Below are 18,399 nucleotides of genomic sequence, written 5' to 3'. Positions count from 1 at the left end.
ACGATAATGCTGAATTAGGCGTCGTCGAGTCCCGCCGAGACGTAGACGACGAGCGCGAGCGGAGCGCCGAGGACGAGCGCGATGGTCAGCGCGCCGTAGGCCGCGAAGCCGACGGGCGTGGGGGGAAACGGCACCAGAAAGAGGAACCGCGGCGCGCTGAGTCCCGAGACGAACGTTCCGGTGAGGTAGCCCGCGGCCCCGGCGACGGCGACGAGGGCGGCGTACAATCCGAGGACGAAGCGGTGACCGCCGACGTTCGAACTCACGGCTCACGTTCGGGGACGGACGCTGTTAGGGGTTTCCGTTCGCCTCGTCGCAGTGGGGGTCGGTGTCGGCGTCCCCGTCCGCGTACCGATGCACCTTTGGCCGCACGCGCAAACAGTGAGGTATGTCGGATACGGATATCCTCGGACTCGTGCTCGGGGCCATCGCGGTACTGATGTTCGCGACGGGCATCCTCCTCGTCGTCTGAGTTCTCTCCGGTTTTCTGCGTCGCCGCCACCGAGAGCGGTCGCTTCTCTCCGCCGCGGTCACCGTCGCTCGTGAGCGGCGGCTTTGACGGGACGGACTCCGTGACGCACGCGAGCGACCGACACCGGCGGCGAGCACGGACTGCCGGCGTCGTCGGGCGCGTTCGCTCTCGAAACCAGCGTCCGAAAAATGAACCGCGACCGAATCGCCGTCGAGCGGCGTCGGTTACGCGTCGTCCGCGGAGTCCGCCTCCGCGTCGTCGACCGTCCGCCCGCCGTCGGTGGCGAGGTCGGTCTCGTCTTCGCCGCCGTCGGTGACGGCCGTCTCCAGTTTGCGTTCGAACCAGGTCCACTCGGCGGTGACGAGGTCGTCGTCGGCGAGGTCCCACGGGTCGCCGTCTTCGATTTCGCGGCCTTCGAGCCACGACTGGACGAAGTTCCAGACGAAGATGATCTGGCCGGCGAGCAGGATGAGCGCGCCGACCGTGGCGACCTGATGCAGCGTCGCGAACTGCGGCAGGTAGGTCGCGTAGCGACGCGGCATCCCGCCGTAGCCGAGCAGAATCATCGCGAAGAACGTCAGGTTCGTCCCGACCATCGAGAGCCAGAAGTGCCACTTACCGAGCGTGACCTGATACATCCGGCCGGTGTAGATGGGGTACCAGTAGTAGAGCCCGGCGAAGCCGGCGAAGGCGATGGCTCCCATGACGATGTAGTGGAAGTGCCCGACGACGTAGTAGGTGTCGTGGAGCACGAGGTCCACCGGAATCGACGCGAGGAAGACGCCCGTCACGCCGCCGATGATGAAGTTCGAGACGAAGCCGATACAGAACAGCATCGGCGTCGTGAGGCGAATCTTCCCGTTCCACATCGTCGTGATCCAGTTGAACGTCTTGACCGCGCTCGGTATCGCGATGGCCAGCGAGACGGCCATGAACGAGGCGCGGAGCCGGGGGTCGATGCCCGTGGCGAACATGTGGTGCGCCCAGACGCCGAACGAGAGGACGCCGATGGCGAGCGTGGAGTAGACGACGAACTTGAACCCGAAGAGCCGACGACCCGCGAAGCGGGGGAGCACGAGGCTCACGATACCCATCGGGGGCAACACGAGGATGTACACTTCGGGGTGGCCGAAGAACCAAAACAGGTGTTGCCACAGAATCGCCCCGCCGTCGACATCGAAGAACATCGTGCCGAAGTTCCGGTCGAAAAGCAGCATCATAATCGCGCTACCGAGAAGCGGGAACGCGAAGAGGATGAGACCGGACTGGGTCAGAATCGTCCACGAGAAGATGTCGAGGTTCGCCCACGAGACCTTCTCGTTGCGCTCCGTGAAGATGGTCGCGATGAAGTTGATCGCGCCCATCGTGGCCGAGACACCCGAGAGGTGCAGGCCGAGGAGCATCAGGTCGACGCCAGCGTTCACCTGGTTGCCGGACCCGACACCGGCCGAAAGCGGCGTGTACATCGTCCAGGCCGTCTGCGCCGGGATGACGTCCGGGATGGGGAAGAACCCGGCCCAGATGAGCAGCGCCGCCGGCGGTAGGAGCCAGAAGGCGATGGCGTTGATACGCGGGAACGCCATGTCGTCCGCGCCGATGAGAAGCGGGATAAAGTAGTTCGAGAACGCGGCGATGATGGGCGTCCCGAACAGGAACAGCATCGTAATCCCGTGGCTTGTGAGCAACGAGTTGTAGAACGTGTTCGAGATAAGCGTCATCGACGGGTCCGCCAGTTCAATCCGCATCAGGACGACCATGAGACCCCCCACGGCGAACGCGACGAGCGCGTACGCGCCGTAGAGCATCCCGATGTCCTTGTGGTCGACCGTCGTCAACCAACGGATGACCCCGGATGGTTTCTCCTCCGAGACGTACTGCTCTGCGGTACCGCCGACCGTGCCTCCGCCCGCGAGCGGGGTGTACGACCGCCAGTCTTCGACCCGCGCGAGCCACGCGGCGACGGCGATGAGGAAGACCCCCATGAGCACCGTCAGTGCTAACTGTCCGTTAACCTCCATGGAAGTGCCTGAGTAGTGCAGGGTAATGAAAGATTCGGGACCGCCCTGCGATTCGAGGTGCTTTAAGCCGTCTCGTCCGCGGCTTCGACGGCGTCGTCATCCGGCGATTCTTCGAGTTCGGCCGCCTCCTCGCTCTCTTGTTCGTGAAGCGGCTTCGCGCCCGGAACCGTCGCCTGCCCCGGCGCGTAGACGGTGCCTTCCTTCTCGGAGCCCGCGATGGCCTTCCCAGAGAGGTAGGTGAGCGCGGCGAGCAGTACGAACGGCGCGATGAGGAGCGCGTACTGCAGCCCCGACGTGAGCGATTCGAACCCAAACGGATTGACGAAGGTGAACGCCACCACGAAAAACAGGATGATGGCCAGCGGAACCATGTTGACCGTGAGGTCGAGGATGGTCTCCTTGTCGAACGTCTTGGTTGCCATATCGAGACACTCGGGGACGCCGTTCAAATAGATTGTTGGTTTCGCGTCCGGTCGAGGCGAGTCGGAGCGCCGCGGGGTCGTCCGCGGCGGTCAGAAGGTCTGTCGCTGTTCGCGGACGAACAGTTCGAAGACGACGCCGCCGACCACCAGCAGAATCGCGGCGGCGATGACCGCGTAGCCGCGGGTCACGAGGGCGATGTCGGTGAACGCGAGCCCCGCGCCGAACGCGAACAGGACGGCGGCGAGCGCGGAGACCGAGCGGATCGTCGAGGTGACGTAGCCGGACTCCTTGAGGATGCCGACGACGCTCCCGCCGAACAGGAGCAGCCCGCCGACGGCGAGGGGAAACAGGTCGAACAACAGGCCCAACTCGGAGATGGGAATCCCGAGCGCGATGAACACGGGCCACGGACTGGCCGTGCGGTACTGGTCGGAGAGTCCCGGCGCTTCGTCCATACGCGTCCGTTGGACTGTGTGGTAACAAGCCCTTCGGAACCGAGACTAGCGGAGGGAGATGCCCTGCCGAGCGAGGAAGTCGCTGACCGCGCGAATCTCGACCGGACTGCCGATGATTCGGCACGTCTCGCCGTTCGCTCGGTGGACCGAGACGACGAACTCCGATTCGAGGTCGTCGCGCACGCTCTCCAAGAGGTCGCAGGGGAGCACGATCTGCGTGCTGTCGCGGAGCGTTCGGGGGTCGGGCATCGGTGTTCATCGGGCGGTCGAAGGGGTCGTGTATAACCGTGCCGAAACTCGCCTCTTCACACACGCGAGACTACCTCGACACCCGACGCGTCGACGCGGCGGACCCGCCGCGCGGAAGGAAAGGGTTTTTCGACGGACGCGGCGGAACTGTTGACGATGGGACTGGAGGAGGAGATCGAAGATATCCGCGAGGAGATATCTAACACGCCGTACAACAAGTCGACCGAGGCGCACATCGGTCGGCTGAAGGCGAAACTCGCGGAACTGAAAGAGAAACTCGAAAACCAGAGTTCGGCCGGCGGCGGCCAAGGGTACGCCGTCGAGAAGACCGGCGACGCCACGGTCGCGCTCGTCGGCTTCCCCAGCGTCGGCAAATCGACGCTCATCAACGCGCTCACCAACGCCGACAGCGAGACCGGCGAGTACGAGTTCACCACGCTCAACGTGAACCCGGGGATGCTGAAGTACAGGGGCGCGAACATCCAGATACTCGACGTGCCCGGCCTCATCGAGGGGGCCGCGGGCGGTCGCGGCGGCGGCAAGGAGGTCCTCTCGGTCGTCCGCACCGCCGACCTCGTCGTATTCATGCTCTCGGTGTTCGAAATCGAGCGCTACGAGCGACTGCAACGGGAGCTCTACAACAACAAGATTCGGCTCGACACGTCGCCGCCGAACCTCTCTATCAACAAGAAGGGCAAAGGCGGCATCAACGTGACAAAAAGCGACAGCGTCGACCTCGAAGAGGAGACCATCAAGGGCATCCTCCGCGAGCACGGCTTCGTCAACGCCGAGGTGACGCTCCGCGGCGAGACGACCATCGACGAACTCGTCGACGGCATCATGAAAAACCGGGTGTACCTGCCGTCCATCGTCGCCGTCAACAAGGCCGACCTCATCGACAAGGACTACCTCCCGACGGTCGAGGAGAACCTCCGCGAGGTCGGCCTCGACCCCGACGAGGTGACGTTCATCAGCGCCGAGGCCGAGAAGGGCCTCGACGCGCTCAAAGAGGAGATCTGGGACGCCCTCGGGCTCATCCGCATCTACATGGACAAACCCGGCCGCGGCGTCGACTACGACGAGCCGCTCGTCCTCCGCGAGGGCGACACCATCGACGACGCCATCCACGAACTCGGCGCCAAGCTCGACGAGCGGTTCCGGTTCGCCCGCGTCTCCGGCCCGAGCGCGAAACACGACGACCAGCAGGTCGGCCGCGACCACGTCCTCGAAGACGAGGACGTGCTCCGCATCATCGCCCAGCGGTGACGACCGACCCGGCGGCCCGGTCGGCCTCGCGGTCGCCCGCGCGCCGCCGTCTCCAGTTACTCCTCGTCTCCGTCCTCGGTCTCGTTCCGTGGTCCGTCCAGACGTTCACCGCCGGGAGCGCCACGCTCCTGTTCCCGTGGGGCCTCGTCGGTTCCGCGACCGGAAGCGTGACCACCATCACCGACTTCTTCCTGCGGTTTACGATGGGGCTGCCGGACTACATCCTCGCGTGGCCGGTCGGGGTCGCCTGTTACGTCGTCGCGCTGGCGAGCGCGCTCTCGGGCGTTCTGTTCGGCCGCGAGGACGTTCGACTCACCGCGGCCGGACTCATCCTCGCCGGCGTGACCCAGTTGGAGGTCGCCCGCGGCTTTTCGGTCCAACCCGGTCGAACCGCGTGGCCGGTCGGGACCGTCCTCTTGTGGGCCGTGGCGGGGTTCCTGTATTGGTCACGCGCGGGCGAGCGCGACGCCGGCGGCTCCTCGCGCTGAGCGACATCACAGAACCGAACGACGCGCCCGTCGCCTCGCTCAGTCGTCAGCCGCCGTCTTCGGTCGGTAGCTCCGACTCACCGCCTTCCACGTCCCGGTTTTGAACCGGTAGTAGTTCAGCACCGCCGGAATCGTCGTCTCGGCGAGGAACGCCAGATAGAGCCCGGTGAGCCCGAGCGAGGTGACAGAGCCGATGTAGGTGAGCGGAATCGACCCGAGGAACATCCCGACGAACTGGCTGCCGAACGTCCAGCGCGTGTCGCCGCTGGCGTCGAGCGGGCCCGCTGAGCCGCCGGAGACGCCCTGTAAGATGACGGCGAGGCAGGCGACGTAGACGAGGTCGATAGCGATGGGGACCGCCGGGGCGGCCGGGTCGTCCACGAACCCGAGGACGATGGGCCGGGCGAACACCGCCACGAGCGCCGCGGAGATGAGGTACGTGGCGACGGCGTATCGGATGACCTCGTTGCCGTAGGCCTCGGCGGTCCGTTCGTCGTCCTTGCCCAACGCCTGCCCGACGAGGCTCGACGACGCCAGCCCGAAGCCCCAGCCGGGGGTGTTCATGAGCCCCCAGATGCGGCGGACGATGACGAACGCGGCGACCACGTCCGGGCCGAAGCTGTCGAGGATGGCGAGCATCGGGAACTCGGCGGCGGTCCAGACGAGGCTTCGACCCATGACCGGGACGCCGATTTTGACGAGGTCGCGTATCGTCTCGGTGTCGAGGAAGGGGCCGAACGGGTCGACGACGACGGGGAACGCGCCGACGCCGGGGAGCGACCCCCGCGAGAGGCCGAGCGCGAACGCGCCGGTGACGACGACGTTCGAGAGGACGGTCCCGAGCGCCGCGCCCTCGACGCCGAGGTCGAGGCCGAAGATGAGCACCGCGTTGAGTGCGATGTTGATGACCGCCCCGCTCGCGCGGAGAATCATCGCGGTGTACGCGTCGTCGGTGCCGACGAGGACGCGGCTCCCGATGAGGTTCAGGCCGGCGAAGGGGACGCCGAGCCCGACGATTCGGAGGTACGCCGCGCCGAGTTCGATGGCTCCTTGGTCGCTGCTCAGGACGGAGATGAGCTCGGTGGGAAACAGCCAGAAGACGGCCGTGACGGGGAGCGTGGCGACGACGGTCAACAGCGCGCTCGACCGGACCGCGAGCCCCAATTCGTCCATCGCGTCCGCGCCGAAGCGCTGGGAGACGAGTGCGATGGTCCCGCCCGCGATGCCGCCGCCGAGCGCGAAGGCCAGTCCCCAGTACGGCCCGGCGAACCCGACGCCGGTGATGGCGACGGTCCCCGAGGCGATACCCACCATCGCCACGTCGACGGCGTTCTTCGACATCCGGGCGATGCCGGTGACGATGCGTGGCCACGAGAGGTCGGCGATGCGGACGGCGCGCTCGCGGTCGAGGAGACCGACTCGGGCGAGCGCCAGCCCGATGCCGAGGATGAGGAGTCGAACGGGGTTGGGGACCGGGAACACTGCTGAACCGTACCTCCGGGTAGTACTTATGCACCACGCAACGGTCGGAAAGTTCCGGTAGACGGCGTGTGACAACCATCGACGGTGGGTTCCGCGTTCGGTACGTTTTTCGCCGGCGCGACACATCTGTCGGATATGTCCGGAACCCTCGACCACGTGATGATTCGCGTCGAAGACCTCGAGGAGTCGCTCGACTGGTACACGACTCACCTCGGCTACGAGGAGAAGGGTCGCTGGGAGGCCGACACGTTCACCAACGTCTACCTCGGCCCCGAGGACCTCCACGAGGAGGGCGCGGTCCTCGAACTCACCTACAACCACGGCGACAACACCTACGAGATGGGCGACGCGTGGGGTCACATCGCGGTCCGCGTCCCCGAGGACGAACTCGAATCCTCCTACCAGCAGCTCATGGACGAGGGCGTCGAGGACTACCGCGACCCCGAGTCCTGCGGCGGCCGCTACGCGTTCGTCAAGGACCCCGACGGCCACGAGGTCGAAATCGTCAAGCGAGACCACGGCGCGAAGTGGAGCCTCGACCACACCATGATTCGCGTCGAGGACGCCGACGAGGCGCTCGGCTTCTGGACCCGCAAGTTCGGCTACGAGCACACCGGCCGCTGGGAATCCGACACCTTCGCGAACTACTTCATGAAGCCCGAGGGCGCGGCCGAAGAGGCGATGGCCGTCGAACTCACCTACAACTACGACGGCCGGAGCTACGAGATGGGCGACGCGTGGGGCCACCTCGCCGTCAGCGCCGACGACCTCCACGACTACTGGGAGACGCTCATGGAGCGCGAGGCCGACGACTACCGCGACCCCGAGTCGTGCGACGACATGTTCGCGTTCACGAAGGACCCCGACGGCCACGAAATCGAAGTCATCCCGGCCGACTTCGAGTCGCCGGAATAAGCCGCCTCGGTCCTGACGTCCCGGCCCCCGGCGTCCCGATTTTTCGCCGCTGCCGACTGTCCGCACAGCGGCGGTGCCGTGAGTTCGGGCCGCCGGCCGCCCCGGAAGTCGGCGCACGGAACGACAAGGGATTTAATCGGTCCACCGCATCCAATACGTATGCCCGGTCTCCTCTCCGACGTCCTCGCGTGGGTGGCCATCGGAACCTTCGTCGCCGGCGCGGTCGCAAACGGGCGGGACCGCGAACTCGGGCGACGGGTGATGACTGCCGCGTGGGTGCTGTTCGCTCTCTTCTGGCTCCAGCTCATCCCGCATTTCACGCTCGTCCACAAGAGCTACATCGAGGGCTTATTGACCATCGCGGCCGTCCCGGCGTCGCTGTACACCGGCTGGCTCCTCTACAACGGCCGCGACACGCTGTTCGTCCTCTCTCGCGCCGTCGCCGCCATGGGCGTGGTCTACCTCCCGTTCGAGACGATTCCCGCGTTTACGCTCTTCGGGGCGACCGTCCCCGCGCCTCGCGGCGTCCTCATGGAGACCGTCGCGGCACAGACGCGCTTCCTCACCGAGTTGCTCGGCTACTCGCCGCAGATGATTCTCGGTGATCAGGGGTATCTGAACACGTTCCTGTGGATGCAGGGCTCTCACCGAATCGAAATCTCCGTCGTCCTCGCCTGCACCGGACTCGGGAGCATCGCCATCTTCGTCGGCCTCATCGCCGCCGTCGAGGCCCCGATGCGACGGAAGCTTCGCGGCCTCGCCATCGCCGTCCCCATCATCTACGCGCTGAATCTGCTTCGGACGACGTTCATCTCCATCTCGGTCGGCAACCAGTACTTCCAGCTGTTCGTCGACGAAATCCTGTTTCTCTTCGGCTCGTCGGACCCGTACATGGTGTCGTTTTTCATCTCCGACCGCATCATCAGCCAGGCGCTCGCGGTCGTCGCGCTCGTCGGCATCACCTACCTCGTCGTCCACGAAGTGCCGGAACTGCTCACCGTCATCGAGGACGTGCTCTACATGGTGACCGGCGAGGAGTACGACCTCAAAAGCGAGTTAGGGCTCGACGGGCGGGCGTAACCGGCTCGCTTTTCTCCCGTCGTCTCCCGGTCAGTCGTCGTCGGACCCCTCTTCCGCTCAGCTCTCGTCGAACAGTTCCTCGGGCGCGCCGCCGAGCGCCGAGAGCGCGTCGGCTTCGACGTGGTGGACCTCGCCGGGGATGACGAGCATGTGGAGCGGGTCGCCGAACTCGCGCTCCGCGAGCGCCGACAGCCGGTCGGCGGCGACGACGGGCTCCGGACTCCCCGCCCGGCAGACCGCCACGCCGAGTGCGTCGCCGTCCCAGTGTTCGGCGAATAGTTCCGCCGCGTAGTCGGCGGTCATGTACTGGTCGCCGTCGACCTCGACGCCGCGGCGACCCTCCCAGTCGACCTTGATGTCGAGGTAGACGAGCGTGTGTAAGCCGAGGTCGCGGTTCGCTTCGAGGGAGTCGACGACGCTCTTCGGCACCGGGTCGCCGCCGTGGACGTACGGAAACGGGAGCGTGACGGCCTTCCCGAAGCGGTAGTTCTGAAGCCCCGTCAGGCCGCTGGCGGCCGATTGGGCGGTCACGCCGTGAATGAGGTGCGTCTCGATGCCGCGGTCTTCCGCGCGGAGTCGGAGGTCGACGTGGGTGGTCGAAATCATCGTGTCGCCGGCGGTGAGGAACGCGACGTGTTCGTCTTCCGCGGCGTCGAGTATCGGCCCGGGGTCCTGTTCGACGCCGGCGCGGTCGCGGACCTCGATGTCGATGTCGTGGTAGGCTTCGAGCTCCTCGACGGTCGCGCCGACGAGGTGACTCGTGTAGAACTCCGCGAACGCGCGGTCGGCGTCCGCGAGCGCCTCCCGCCCCTCGACGGTGACGGAGCGCTCGTCGTACAGGCCGAGTCCGATGAACGTGAGCATGTCCGTGTTCTGTCGCGGGCGGTGATAAGCGGCGTGACCTCCGGTGAGACGGCCGACCCCATTGTGTGAGATTACCCAACACACTATTGTAGTTTGACGGAAAATGTTACCTCTGTATGTCAACCGATAGTCGTACGCTAGAGACGGAGCTGTTCGGGCGGCCGGTACGGTTCGACTACTCGGAGCGCTGGGTCGGCTACTCGCTGTTCCTGCTCAGAGTGGTGATGGGGTGGACGCTGTTCCAAGGCGGCATCACGAAGCTCGTAACCTATCTGGATGCGGACCCCTCGAACAACTGGACCGCGGCGGGCTACCTCGCTAACGCGATACCCGAGGGGAACCCTCTGATGGGACTGTGGAGTTCGATGGCGGGAAGTCCGCTCATCGACATGTTAAACATGTGGGGGTTGACGCTGGCCGGGTTGGCGATTATCCTCGGCGCGTTCGTCCGCTTCAGCGCCTTTTGGGGCGCGGTTATGATGCTGTTCTACTGGGCGGCGGCGCTCGAAGGCGGCATCCTCGCGGGACTGCCGCTGGCCCACGGCTGGGTCGTCGACGACCACATCGTCTACGCGGTGCTGCTGTTCGGTCTCGGCGCGTTCGGCGCGGGCCGCATCCTCGGCGTCGACGCCTACCTGGAGAACATGGAGTTCGTGCGGCGCAATCGGTGGATGAGCCTCGTCATGGGCTGACTCCCCGCACCGGCGACCGCTTTTTCACCGTCCTCCGCGGACGGACCCGACGGAACTATCTCGACTGCCGTGGTTCATCCGACTGATGTCGACTCCTCGTGCGACGGTTTCTTGCCCGACGTGCGGACTCGAAGAGCGCTTTTCGAAGCTCGCGGACGCGCGCCTCCGAATCGAAGAACACCGCGCGGAGACGGGACACGACCCCGACTGGGAGCTGGGTCGGTTCCCGCCCGGTGTGGAGCGGATGGGCGACGAGGCGGGCGTCTGCGGCGTGAACGTCGATGGAGACCGCTGAGCGTGTGCCGACCGTCGGGCCGCCTCGGGGGTCGAGTCGGCGGATATGAGCTTCATAACAATACGACATTCCCTCGAACGAGAGGGTATGTGGTGTGAACGGTGCGGACGAGATACGACGGTCCGGAGGCACGCGATAGACGAGTTCACGGGACTCCTCTGTAGCGACTGTCGCGCAGTGTGGAATCGGTTCACGTCGGTGTAATCGGCGGACTCGATTCGGTCGCTCTCCCAGCGGATGCCGCGATAGACCCGGTAGCTACTTTTTCGCTCGCTCGATAGCTCCGCCCGATGGTCGACGGAACCCGAGTCGCGGCCGTGGACGAGGTCCCCGAAAACGGGTCGTATCTGTTCACCGCGGAGGACGCGTATTCGCGGACGAAGGAGCTCATTCTCGTTCGGTGCGACGACGAGCCGGGCATCGAAGCGTGGCCGAACACCTGCACCCACGAGAACCAGCGGTTCGACCGCGGGACCGGCGCGGCGATGCGCGACGGCGAGATTATCTGTCCGAAACACGGGTCGATGTTCGACGCCTGTTCCGGCGCGTGCGAAAACGGCGAGGCGGCGGGCACCAGCCTCCCAGACGTGGATATCGCGGTCGCCGACGGCGGCGTCTTCCTGACCGACGACGACTACACCTACCTCTCCGCGGGCGCGGCGCGAGAGGACGAAGACGACGAGGACGACGACGACATCCCGAGTTCGACGTCGCACATCGGGTTTTGAGCGCCCCTTCGACGGTCCCCGTCGCCGCTGCGCCGTCGCCAACGGCGGTGTACTGGTCGCCTACTGGTCAGCGCCGTCCTCGTCGAGAAACCCGTGATACGGGCAGACGAACTCGTCGCGGATGAGCTGTTCGTCGACGATGTCGAGCCCGAGCCCGTCCAGTTCCTCGCTGATGCGATTGAGGTCGTCGTGGTCCCTCCCGATGGCGTTGACGTACACGTTCCGCTCGCCGGTCATTATCTCTCGAACCGCGGTCACGCCGTGGACGTCGCGCGCCCGGTTCGCCAACGCGGAGCGCTCCGGGACGGGCGCGGTACAGATTATCTTCGTGTACAGCGGGTAGCCCGCGAGGTCGTAGTCGATGTCGACGTGGTAGCCGCGAACGATGCCGGTGTCTTCGAGCCTGTTGAGCCGCGTTCTGACGGTGCTCGACGAGAGACCGAGCTTCTCCGCGATGTCGCTGGACGACGTTCCTCGGGCGTCCTGCTGGAGATAGTAGAGGATGCGCCTGTCTACCGAGTCTAACTCGCCGTCTTTCATGCGTGGCCTATGCTGGACACGGTGCGACTATGAGTCTGTTCCATGCGTCGTGTCCGTGTCCGGCAGCGGTCCCCGACGCGCTGACTGGTCGTCCAGAATATAATGGCGTATCGATTTCTGTAGGAGATTTATTTGACGACCCGTCAAAATAATGCGCTAGTTTAAGCACTTCCGTCACGGAGGGGGTGTACACACGGCCGGAGCCAAATCCGGCCCACCACACTCAGCACACATGACGTCGAATCACTCCGTCGCAGACGAGCGACTCACGGACTGTGAACAGCGTACGTACCACGTCTTGGGCGGCGGACACCTCGGTTCCGCCGTCGCCCGGCACCTGCGAGCGGACGGCCGCGCCGTCCGCGTGGTCGACGAGCTTCACGATCGGTCGGAGACCGACGGGGTTCGCGGCGACCCGGCGGACGTCCGAACTCTGACGGAAGCCGACGTCGCGTCCGCGTCGACGGTCGTCGTGGCCACGGCGTCGGACAGCCGGAACCTGCTTATCGCACAGCTCGTTCGCGCCCGCTTCGACGTCGAGCACGTCGTCGTGTTGGTCAACACGCCGGACCGCTTCGAGATGTTCGCCGACGCCGGCCACCAGCCGGTCTGTGCGACGTCCGTCCTGTCGGGCACGCTCGCGGGGGCCGTATGAAGGAGTTGGAACGCGACCTCGGACTGCCGTCGGTCTTCGCGATAAGCATCGGTGCGATGATCGGCAGCGGTATCTTCATCCTGCCCGCGCTGGCGCTCGAAGTCGCGGGACCGGCGGTGATAGTCGCGTACGCCCTCGCGGGCCTGCTCGTCGTGCCGGCCGCCCTGTCGAAGTCCGAGATGGCGACCGCCATGCCGAAAGCCGGCGGGACGTACATCTACATCGAACGGGGGATGGGTCCGTTGCTCGGGACCGTCGCCGGCGTCGGCACGTGGTTCTCCCTGTCGTTCAAGGGCGCGCTCGCGCTCGTCGGCGGCGTCCCGTACCTGCTTCTCCTGTTCGACCTCCCGCTCCAGCCCGTCGCGTTGGGACTCGCGGCCGTGTTGATACTCGTCAACGTCGTCGGCGCGAAGCAGACGGGTCGCCTGCAGGTCGCCATCGTCGTCGTCATGCTGGCCGCCCTCGGCTGGTTCGCCGCGGGGAGCGCCCCCAGCGTCCAGCAGGCCAACTACGCCGGCTTCTTCGACGCGGGTCTCGGCGGTCTCCTCGCCGCGACCGGCCTGGTGTTCGTCTCCTACGCGGGCGTGACGAAGGTCGCGAGCATCGCCGAGGAGGTCGAGAACCCCGGCCGGAACATCCCGCTCGGCATCCTCGGCTCGCTCGCGTTCACGACGGTCCTGTACGTCGCCATCGTGGCGGTCTTGGTCGGCGTGACGGACCCCGGGAGCGTCGCCGGATCGCTCACGCCGATGGCGGTGGCCGCCGAGGCGACGCTCGGCCAAGCCGGCGTGGTCGTGGTCATCCTCGCGGCCATCCTCGCGCTCGTCTCGACGGCCAACGCGGGCGTGCTCTCCTCGTCGCGGTACCCCTTCGCCATGAGTCGGGACAAGCTCGCGCCGCCGTCGTTCTCGGCGGTGAGCGACCGGTTCGGGACGCCCGTCGCCTCGATTACGCTCACCGGCGCGGTGCTGTTGGTGCTCATCGCGTTCGTCCCGATTCTCGACATCGCCAAGCTCGCCAGCGCCTTCCAGATTCTGGTGTTCGGCCTCATCAACGTGGCCGTCGTCGCCTTCCGCGAGGGGAACGCGGAGTACGACCCCGAGTTCACCTCGCCGCTCTACCCGTGGGTGCAGGTGTTCGGCGTCGTCACCGCGGCGCTCCTGCTGACGCAGATGGGCTCGACCGCCCTGCTCGGGGCCGTCGTCATCACGCTCGGGAGCGTCGTCTGGTACGTGCTGTACGCCCGGTCGCGGGTGCGCCGCGAAGGTGTCGTCACGGACGCCGTTCGCCGACAAGTCGGACAGAGCGCGCTCACCCGGACGGAATCGGCGATGAACGAGACCCCTCGCGAGGTGCTCGTCGCGCTCACGAAGGACCTCGACGACGGTCGCGAGCGCTCGCTCGTCGCCGTCGCCGCCGACCTCGTTCGCCCCGACGACGGCCGCGTCGTCGTCGTCCGATTCGAGGAGGTGCCCGACCAGGTCCCGCTCACCGAAGACGCCGCGGCGCAGTCGCCCGCGGACCGCTCGTACGAGGCGCGAATCGAGGCGCTCGCGGCGGAACTGGGCGTCGACATCGAGGCCGACGAGATAGTGAGCCACGACACGAAACACGCGGTGGTCAACTTCGCGCGCGGCCGCGGGGTCGACGCCGTCGTGGCCGAACACGAGCCGCTTCGGCTCCGCTCGCGGCTGTTCGGCGACCCAATCGACTGGGTCGTCCGCCACGCGCCCTGCGACGTGCTCTTGGTCGATAACCTCGGCTACGACAGTCCGGAACGGGTCGTGCTCTCCGGAGACGGCGGGCCGTATCCGCCGCGAGCGGTCAGCGTCGCGGCGGCCGTCGCCGCCGCGAGCGGGGGCGACGTGGTGCTCCGACAGCCCGCGAATCCGAAGATGACAGAACAGTACGAGCGAACGGTCGGCGAGTATCAGGCCGAGCTTTCGCAGTTGCTCTCCGTCTCGGTCCGCTCGGAGCCGCTACGGGCCGACGGAGGGCGACCGCAGGAGCCTGACGTGGTGGTCCGTCGCGGTCCCGACCGTGGACTTCGGAACGTCCGCTTCGCCGACCGACCGACCGCTCCGAGCCCGCGGTGTACGACGATAACCGTCTACCCGCACGGCTCGCGCCGACCGGGATTCGCACAGCGACTGCTCGAACGCCTGACGTTCTAGCCGACGCCACGGCGTTTGGGTCGGCGGGGCCGCGGCGTCGGGTTCGGTCGGAGAGACCGGCGTCAGGACGGTGGCCCATCCGCGAGTTCGATGCTGACGGTGGTCTCCCCGTCCAGGTCTTCGAGCCGCTCGGTTCCCGACTCGATGTGGCCGAGTTTGACGAGTCCGGACGCGTAGCCGAACTCCCGATAGAATACCGCGAGGTTCCCCCACGGCGCGTAGTAGGTGATGTCCCCGACCTCGGGGTCGACGCCGTCGTCGGAACCGCTATGACGGTGCGGCCGAGCCGTACAGCCACTCATCGGGTAACTCCCGAGGGTGCTCCTTGTATTCCCGAGCGACGGCGTCGGAGCGCCCGAGTCGAAGGACCCCAGTTTGTAATCCGAACCAAACGGACGTAGCGCGAGGTACACGAGGTGCTCGACGAGTTAGTTCGCTGAAAAAGTAAGCCGGTGGAGGGATTGTGAACCTCGGTCGCAAATCTTCGATTTGCTCCCCGCTTCAAATCCCTCCACACAGGGCTCTTCGTCTCACTTCGTTCGACAGAAAGAGCCGGTGGAGGGATTTGAACCCTCGGCCTATTCCTTACGAAGGAATCGCTCTGCCAGCTGAGCTACACCGGCGCGGTGGGCTTTCGAACGCATTCTTCCGTACCCCGGTTACGTAATTAAGACTTGCGAATCAGCCCGGTGTCTGCCGTTCGGCACCAGCCCGCTCACGCCCGCTTCGTCAGGCGAACGTCGAGACAGACGTTGTACTCGTGGGGGGCGTACGACCGGACGACGTGCTCGGTCACGACCTCGACTTCGTAGGTCGGTTCGGCGGCGGCGCGGACGGCGGCGAGTCCCGGGCCGAAGGGGTCGTCCTCGTGTTGGATGTCGTAGAGGTGAATCACGCAGTCGTCGCTCGCGAGGCGGACGGCGGTGTCGAGGAAGTCGCCGGCGCTGTGCGGGAGGTTCATGATGAGCCGGTCGGCCCAGCCCTCGTAGTCGGCGGCGACCTCGCGCACGTCGCCGTGAATCGCGGTGAGCCGGTCGGCCACGTCGTTCCGCTCGGCGTTCTCGCGGAGGAACGCGACGGCCGCCTCGTTGAGGTCGCAGGCGACGACCTCCGCGCCCGCGGCGGCGGCCGGGACGGCGAACGGACCGACGCCGGCGAACATGTCGAAGACGCGCTCGCCCTCGCGGACCGCCTCGACGACGCGGTGGCGCTCGGTCGCCAGTCGGGGCGAGAAATAGACGGTGTCGATGTCGAGGCGGAACTCGTGGCCGTACTCGCGGTGGACCGTCTCGGTCGAGTCGCCGACGAGCACGTCCCAGTCGCGGACGCGGAGTTCGCCTTTGACTTTCGAGGCGCGGTTGACGACCGTCTCGGCCTTGAGGTCGGAGGCGACGATGGCGTCGGCGATGTCGCGGGCGCGGTCGGGGTCGTCCTCGTCGAGGATGACGATGTCGCCGAGGCGCTCGTAGGAGGGTTCGAAGCCGAGCAGGTCGGCGGGCGTGGTCTGGGTCTCGCGGGCGGGCGGTTCGTAGTCGACGACCGCCAAGTCCTCGGGGACGGCGTCGGCGTCGACGACGGGGATGTAGAGCGTCCCCTCGGAGACGGTAATCTCGTGGTCGTGGTCGAGCAGGCCGGCGTCGGCGAGGCGTCGGCGCGCCGCCTCGCCCGACTCGCGGGGCACGCGGACGCAGGGGACGTTCATATCTCCACCACTGCGCGGTCCCGAGTAAGGGTGACGCTTCGCCGCAGGCCCCCGCGGACGCCGCGAGGAACCCCTTCCGGCGGGCGCGCCGCTCGCGGCGCTCGGCGCTCGGCGTTCGAAAAATTCGGGTTCCTCGGCTCGCCCTCCGATTCGCCCCTTGTTCGCCCCCCCGATTCACCGTGTGTTCCGGGTGGCGACCCGCCCCCGAGTCACACCTCGACGTGTTCGTGGTCGATGCCGAGGAACGATTCCGCGGTCTCGACCCAGTCGGCGAACGTTCGAGCCCCCTCGTCTCGCTCGTGGGGGAAGACGGCCTCGATGTCGTCGCCCCGGAAGACGATCCCCAGCGTCCGCGGGAGGACGACCGCGTCGTGTTCGGGTCCCATCCGACCGGAGCCGACCGTCGCCCGCTCGTCGAGCGTCGGGAGCGCGACCCCTTCCGTTCGCGCCCAGTGCCGACACTCGGCGAGTCGCTCGCGGACGACGGCGTCTCGCTTCGTCGGTGCGACGTCGGACTCGACGTCCACGTTCCGCCCCCACGTGCGGACGCACACGTCGTCGACGACCCCCCCGTCGGCGAGACGTTCGAGCCGGACGATCAGCGCTTGGTGTTCCTCGCCGAGGCCGTCCCGAATCGGCCGTATCCACAGTTCCACCCTCCGTTCGCCGTCGGTCTGCATGCTCCTCACCACCCGCTAGAGGGTACGGTCGGACCGAGAATAAGCCGAACTCATTCTTCCCACCCGCCGGGAATCGGGAACGCGAGCGAGCGCGGCGCGGCGGGCGTGTGCCGGAAGGTGAACGACGCGGGGCCGGGTTCGGGCGGAGCCGAGTTCGGTTTTATTCGCCCGGAGCGCGTCTGTGACGACATGTTCGACCACATCCTCGTCCCCACCGACGGTAGCGCCCACGCGACCCGCGCGGCCGAGTACGCCGTCGACCTCGCGGCGACTTACGGGGCCGCCCTGCACGTCCTCTACGTCGTCGACGTTCGAACCGGCCACGCGGACGCCCCCGTCGACGACGATTCGCGGACGCGCGGGGAGACGGCGGTCGGCGACGTCGCCGCCCGCGCCGCCGACCGCGACGTGCCCGTCGAGACGGAGATTCGCGTCGGCCTGCCGCACGAGACCATCATCGACTACGGCGAGGAGCGCGGCATCGACCTCGTGGTGATGGGGACCCACGGGACGAGCGGGCTGGAGCGATACCTGCTCGGGAGCGTCGCCGAGCGGGTCGTCAGGCTCTCGGACGTCCCGGTGCTGTGCGTGCCGCCGGTGACGGACGGCGAGTGATTCGGCAGGAACGGCGGGCGACCGGCCGACTGCGGAACGACCGACGGGCCGCGAGCGCGGACGTCAGCGAACGACCATCACGCTCATCGGCGCGCGCCCGGCGACCAACTCGGCGACGCTCCCGAAAAGCAGGTCCGTCTCGCCGGCGCGGCCGTGGCCGCCGAGGTAGACCGCGTCGACGCCCTTCCGGCGCGCGTAATCGACGATGGTCCGCGCGGGGTCGCCGCGGAGCGTCTCGGTCCCGAGTTCGACCCCGCTCCCGTCGGCCAGCGCCGCGAGTTCCTCGAAGATTCCGTCCGCGAGCTCCTGCGCCCGCTCGTACCACTCCTCGGAGCCGTGGAGCGGTTCCGTGCTGATGTCCGCGTCGAACGGGGCGCTGTAGCCCGGGTCGGTCGGGTTGATGACGTGCAGGGCGAGGACCGTCGAGTCGGCGTGCGCGAGGGCCTGTTCGAACGCGCGCTTCGACAGCGGGGAGCCGTCGACGGCGACGAGAATCGTTTCCATAACGATTATTGCTACGCTTTCTTGGCACAAAAGCACTCGCGGGAGCGGCGGGTGATGGCGTCGGCTCCGACGGCTGCTCGGCGGGGTCGCGGGGCGCGCCGG

Annotated in this window: 22 protein-coding genes and 1 tRNA gene; 10 read left to right on the top strand and 13 right to left on the bottom strand. The window is 66.9% G+C overall.

The window, feature by feature from the left end; genetic code table 11:
* Positions 1–14: 14 nt before the first annotated feature.
* From NDI65_RS04195 to NDI65_RS04175, 5 genes are all read right to left on the bottom strand, one after another.
* On the bottom strand, positions 15–266 hold the full coding sequence (locus tag NDI65_RS04195; protein ID WP_042662686.1) for a hypothetical protein: 252 nt from the start codon (positions 264–266) through the stop codon (positions 15–17).
* Positions 267–696: 430 nt separating this feature from the next.
* Positions 697–2,454: a cbb3-type cytochrome c oxidase subunit I gene (locus NDI65_RS04190; RefSeq protein WP_089778771.1), complete on the bottom strand. Its 1,758-nt coding sequence runs from the start codon at positions 2,452–2,454 to the stop codon at positions 697–699.
* Between the two features lie 98 nt (positions 2,455–2,552).
* Positions 2,553–2,912, bottom strand: a complete 360-nt coding sequence (locus NDI65_RS04185; protein WP_042662693.1) for a DUF6684 family protein — start codon at positions 2,910–2,912, stop codon at positions 2,553–2,555.
* A gap of 90 nt (positions 2,913–3,002) precedes the next feature.
* The gene (locus tag NDI65_RS04180; RefSeq protein WP_089778769.1) at positions 3,003–3,368 is read right to left on the bottom strand and encodes a cox cluster protein; all 366 of its coding nucleotides are present in this window, start codon (positions 3,366–3,368) and stop codon (positions 3,003–3,005) included.
* A 45-nt stretch (positions 3,369–3,413) separates the two neighbouring features.
* Entirely contained in the window at positions 3,414–3,617 is a 204-nt protein-coding gene (locus tag NDI65_RS04175) for a hypothetical protein (protein WP_007275040.1), read from the bottom strand.
* A 156-nt stretch (positions 3,618–3,773) separates the two neighbouring features.
* Between NDI65_RS04175 and NDI65_RS04170 the strand changes: the two genes are divergently transcribed.
* A complete protein-coding gene (locus NDI65_RS04170; protein ID WP_089778765.1) occupies positions 3,774–4,883 on the top strand; it encodes a GTP-binding protein in 1,110 nt (369 codons plus the stop codon).
* Positions 4,880–5,371, top strand: coding sequence for a TIGR04206 family protein (locus tag NDI65_RS04165; protein WP_089778762.1), 492 nt, complete (start codon positions 4,880–4,882; stop codon positions 5,369–5,371). Before NDI65_RS04170 ends, NDI65_RS04165 begins: the two co-directional genes overlap by 4 nt.
* A gap of 39 nt (positions 5,372–5,410) precedes the next feature.
* Here NDI65_RS04165 and NDI65_RS04160 read toward each other — a convergent pair whose 3' ends face one another.
* The gene (locus NDI65_RS04160; RefSeq protein WP_310893422.1) at positions 5,411–6,853 is read right to left on the bottom strand and encodes an MATE family efflux transporter; all 1,443 of its coding nucleotides are present in this window, start codon (positions 6,851–6,853) and stop codon (positions 5,411–5,413) included.
* A gap of 135 nt (positions 6,854–6,988) precedes the next feature.
* Between NDI65_RS04160 and NDI65_RS04155 the strand changes: the two genes are divergently transcribed.
* Positions 6,989–7,768 carry a VOC family protein gene (locus NDI65_RS04155; protein ID WP_042662690.1) on the top strand — a complete coding sequence of 260 codons (780 nt, stop codon included), beginning with the start codon at positions 6,989–6,991 and terminating at the stop codon, positions 7,766–7,768.
* Positions 7,769–7,927: 159 nt separating this feature from the next.
* Positions 7,928–8,848 (top strand): archaeosortase A, encoded by a 921-nt coding sequence (gene artA / locus NDI65_RS04150; RefSeq protein WP_089778758.1) that lies wholly within the window; start codon positions 7,928–7,930, stop codon positions 8,846–8,848.
* 57 nt (positions 8,849–8,905) lie between these two features.
* On the opposite strand, the gene dph5 is transcribed toward artA, so the two are convergent.
* On the bottom strand, positions 8,906–9,712 hold the full coding sequence (gene dph5 / locus NDI65_RS04145; RefSeq protein WP_089778756.1) for a diphthine synthase: 807 nt from the start codon (positions 9,710–9,712) through the stop codon (positions 8,906–8,908).
* 116 nt (positions 9,713–9,828) lie between these two features.
* Between dph5 and NDI65_RS04140 the strand changes: the two genes are divergently transcribed.
* The 3 genes from NDI65_RS04140 (at position 9,829) to NDI65_RS04130 (ending at position 11,427) form a co-directional block, all read left to right on the top strand.
* Entirely contained in the window at positions 9,829–10,404 is a 576-nt protein-coding gene (locus tag NDI65_RS04140; RefSeq protein WP_089778754.1) for a DoxX family protein, read from the top strand.
* An 85-nt stretch (positions 10,405–10,489) separates the two neighbouring features.
* Positions 10,490–10,699, top strand: coding sequence for a hypothetical protein (locus NDI65_RS04135; RefSeq protein WP_089778752.1), 210 nt, complete (start codon positions 10,490–10,492; stop codon positions 10,697–10,699).
* Between the two features lie 290 nt (positions 10,700–10,989).
* On the top strand, positions 10,990–11,427 hold the full coding sequence (locus tag NDI65_RS04130; RefSeq protein WP_089778750.1) for a Rieske (2Fe-2S) protein: 438 nt from the start codon (positions 10,990–10,992) through the stop codon (positions 11,425–11,427).
* Positions 11,428–11,487: 60 nt separating this feature from the next.
* Here NDI65_RS04130 and NDI65_RS04125 read toward each other — a convergent pair whose 3' ends face one another.
* Complete coding sequence (locus NDI65_RS04125; RefSeq protein ID WP_310893421.1) at positions 11,488–11,967, bottom strand: Lrp/AsnC family transcriptional regulator; 480 nt, start codon at positions 11,965–11,967, stop codon at positions 11,488–11,490.
* A gap of 232 nt (positions 11,968–12,199) precedes the next feature.
* On the opposite strand from NDI65_RS04125, the gene NDI65_RS04120 reads away from it, so the two are divergent.
* Both NDI65_RS04120 and NDI65_RS04115 read left to right on the top strand, forming a co-directional pair.
* Positions 12,200–12,622, top strand: a complete 423-nt coding sequence (locus NDI65_RS04120) for an NAD(P)-binding protein (protein ID WP_089778747.1) — start codon at positions 12,200–12,202, stop codon at positions 12,620–12,622.
* The gene (locus NDI65_RS04115; protein ID WP_089778745.1) at positions 12,619–14,796 is read left to right on the top strand and encodes an amino acid permease; all 2,178 of its coding nucleotides are present in this window, start codon (positions 12,619–12,621) and stop codon (positions 14,794–14,796) included. Before NDI65_RS04120 ends, NDI65_RS04115 begins: the two co-directional genes overlap by 4 nt.
* Positions 14,797–14,858: 62 nt before the next feature.
* Here NDI65_RS04115 and NDI65_RS04110 read toward each other — a convergent pair whose 3' ends face one another.
* The 4 genes from NDI65_RS04110 to NDI65_RS04095 form a co-directional block, all read right to left on the bottom strand.
* Positions 14,859–15,098, bottom strand: a complete 240-nt coding sequence (locus NDI65_RS04110) for a cyclophilin-like fold protein (RefSeq protein ID WP_167344124.1) — start codon at positions 15,096–15,098, stop codon at positions 14,859–14,861.
* A 248-nt stretch (positions 15,099–15,346) separates the two neighbouring features.
* Positions 15,347–15,419 (bottom strand) — tRNA-Thr (locus NDI65_RS04105).
* Positions 15,420–15,511: 92 nt separating this feature from the next.
* Positions 15,512–16,498 (bottom strand): class I SAM-dependent methyltransferase family protein, encoded by a 987-nt coding sequence (locus NDI65_RS04100; protein WP_089778743.1) that lies wholly within the window; start codon positions 16,496–16,498, stop codon positions 15,512–15,514.
* Between the two features lie 209 nt (positions 16,499–16,707).
* Entirely contained in the window at positions 16,708–17,178 is a 471-nt protein-coding gene (locus NDI65_RS04095; RefSeq protein WP_089779908.1) for an HTH domain-containing protein, read from the bottom strand.
* Between the two features lie 189 nt (positions 17,179–17,367).
* Between NDI65_RS04095 and NDI65_RS04090 the strand changes: the two genes are divergently transcribed.
* The gene (locus tag NDI65_RS04090) at positions 17,368–17,793 is read left to right on the top strand and encodes a universal stress protein (RefSeq protein WP_089778741.1); all 426 of its coding nucleotides are present in this window, start codon (positions 17,368–17,370) and stop codon (positions 17,791–17,793) included.
* 63 nt (positions 17,794–17,856) lie between these two features.
* Here NDI65_RS04090 and NDI65_RS04085 read toward each other — a convergent pair whose 3' ends face one another.
* Positions 17,857–18,297 carry a universal stress protein gene (locus tag NDI65_RS04085; protein WP_089778739.1) on the bottom strand — a complete coding sequence of 147 codons (441 nt, stop codon included), beginning with the start codon at positions 18,295–18,297 and terminating at the stop codon, positions 17,857–17,859.
* Positions 18,298–18,399 lie beyond the last annotated feature (102 nt).

Origin of the sequence: Haloferax sp. S2CR25 (assembly GCF_031624535.1) — an archaeon.
Lineage (GTDB): Archaea > Halobacteriota > Halobacteria > Halobacteriales > Haloferacaceae > Haloferax > Haloferax massiliensis.
This window is presented reverse-complemented; position numbering and strand designations above follow the sequence as displayed.

What these genes read in the sequence shown, in the direction of transcription:
- NDI65_RS04155 (WP_042662690.1), top strand. Translation starts at nt 6,989, where the DNA reads ATGTCCGGAACCCTCGACCACGTGATGATTCGCGTCGAAGACCTCGAG.
- NDI65_RS04170 (WP_089778765.1), top strand. Translation starts at nt 3,774, where the DNA reads ATGGGACTGGAGGAGGAGATCGAAGATATCCGCGAGGAGATATCTAAC.
- NDI65_RS04130 (WP_089778750.1), top strand. Translation starts at nt 10,990, where the DNA reads ATGGTCGACGGAACCCGAGTCGCGGCCGTGGACGAGGTCCCCGAAAAC.
- NDI65_RS04140 (WP_089778754.1), top strand. Translation starts at nt 9,829, where the DNA reads ATGTCAACCGATAGTCGTACGCTAGAGACGGAGCTGTTCGGGCGGCCG.
- NDI65_RS04180 (WP_089778769.1), bottom strand. Translation starts at nt 3,368, where the DNA reads ATGGACGAAGCGCCGGGACTCTCCGACCAGTACCGCACGGCCAGTCCG.
- NDI65_RS04110 (WP_167344124.1), bottom strand. Translation starts at nt 15,098, where the DNA reads ATGAGTGGCTGTACGGCTCGGCCGCACCGTCATAGCGGTTCCGACGAC.
- NDI65_RS04115 (WP_089778745.1), top strand. Translation starts at nt 12,619, where the DNA reads ATGAAGGAGTTGGAACGCGACCTCGGACTGCCGTCGGTCTTCGCGATA.
- NDI65_RS04190 (WP_089778771.1), bottom strand. Translation starts at nt 2,454, where the DNA reads ATGGGGGTCTTCCTCATCGCCGTCGCCGCGTGGCTCGCGCGGGTCGAA.
- NDI65_RS04090 (WP_089778741.1), top strand. Translation starts at nt 17,368, where the DNA reads ATGTTCGACCACATCCTCGTCCCCACCGACGGTAGCGCCCACGCGACC.
- NDI65_RS04120 (WP_089778747.1), top strand. Translation starts at nt 12,200, where the DNA reads ATGACGTCGAATCACTCCGTCGCAGACGAGCGACTCACGGACTGTGAA.
- artA (WP_089778758.1), top strand. Translation starts at nt 7,928, where the DNA reads ATGCCCGGTCTCCTCTCCGACGTCCTCGCGTGGGTGGCCATCGGAACC.
- NDI65_RS04085 (WP_089778739.1), bottom strand. Translation starts at nt 18,297, where the DNA reads ATGGAAACGATTCTCGTCGCCGTCGACGGCTCCCCGCTGTCGAAGCGC.
- NDI65_RS04125 (WP_310893421.1), bottom strand. Translation starts at nt 11,967, where the DNA reads ATGAAAGACGGCGAGTTAGACTCGGTAGACAGGCGCATCCTCTACTAT.
- NDI65_RS04135 (WP_089778752.1), top strand. Translation starts at nt 10,490, where the DNA reads ATGTCGACTCCTCGTGCGACGGTTTCTTGCCCGACGTGCGGACTCGAA.
- dph5 (WP_089778756.1), bottom strand. Translation starts at nt 9,712, where the DNA reads ATGCTCACGTTCATCGGACTCGGCCTGTACGACGAGCGCTCCGTCACC.
- NDI65_RS04175 (WP_007275040.1), bottom strand. Translation starts at nt 3,617, where the DNA reads ATGCCCGACCCCCGAACGCTCCGCGACAGCACGCAGATCGTGCTCCCC.
- NDI65_RS04095 (WP_089779908.1), bottom strand. Translation starts at nt 17,178, where the DNA reads ATGCAGACCGACGGCGAACGGAGGGTGGAACTGTGGATACGGCCGATT.
- NDI65_RS04185 (WP_042662693.1), bottom strand. Translation starts at nt 2,912, where the DNA reads ATGGCAACCAAGACGTTCGACAAGGAGACCATCCTCGACCTCACGGTC.
- NDI65_RS04100 (WP_089778743.1), bottom strand. Translation starts at nt 16,498, where the DNA reads ATGAACGTCCCCTGCGTCCGCGTGCCCCGCGAGTCGGGCGAGGCGGCG.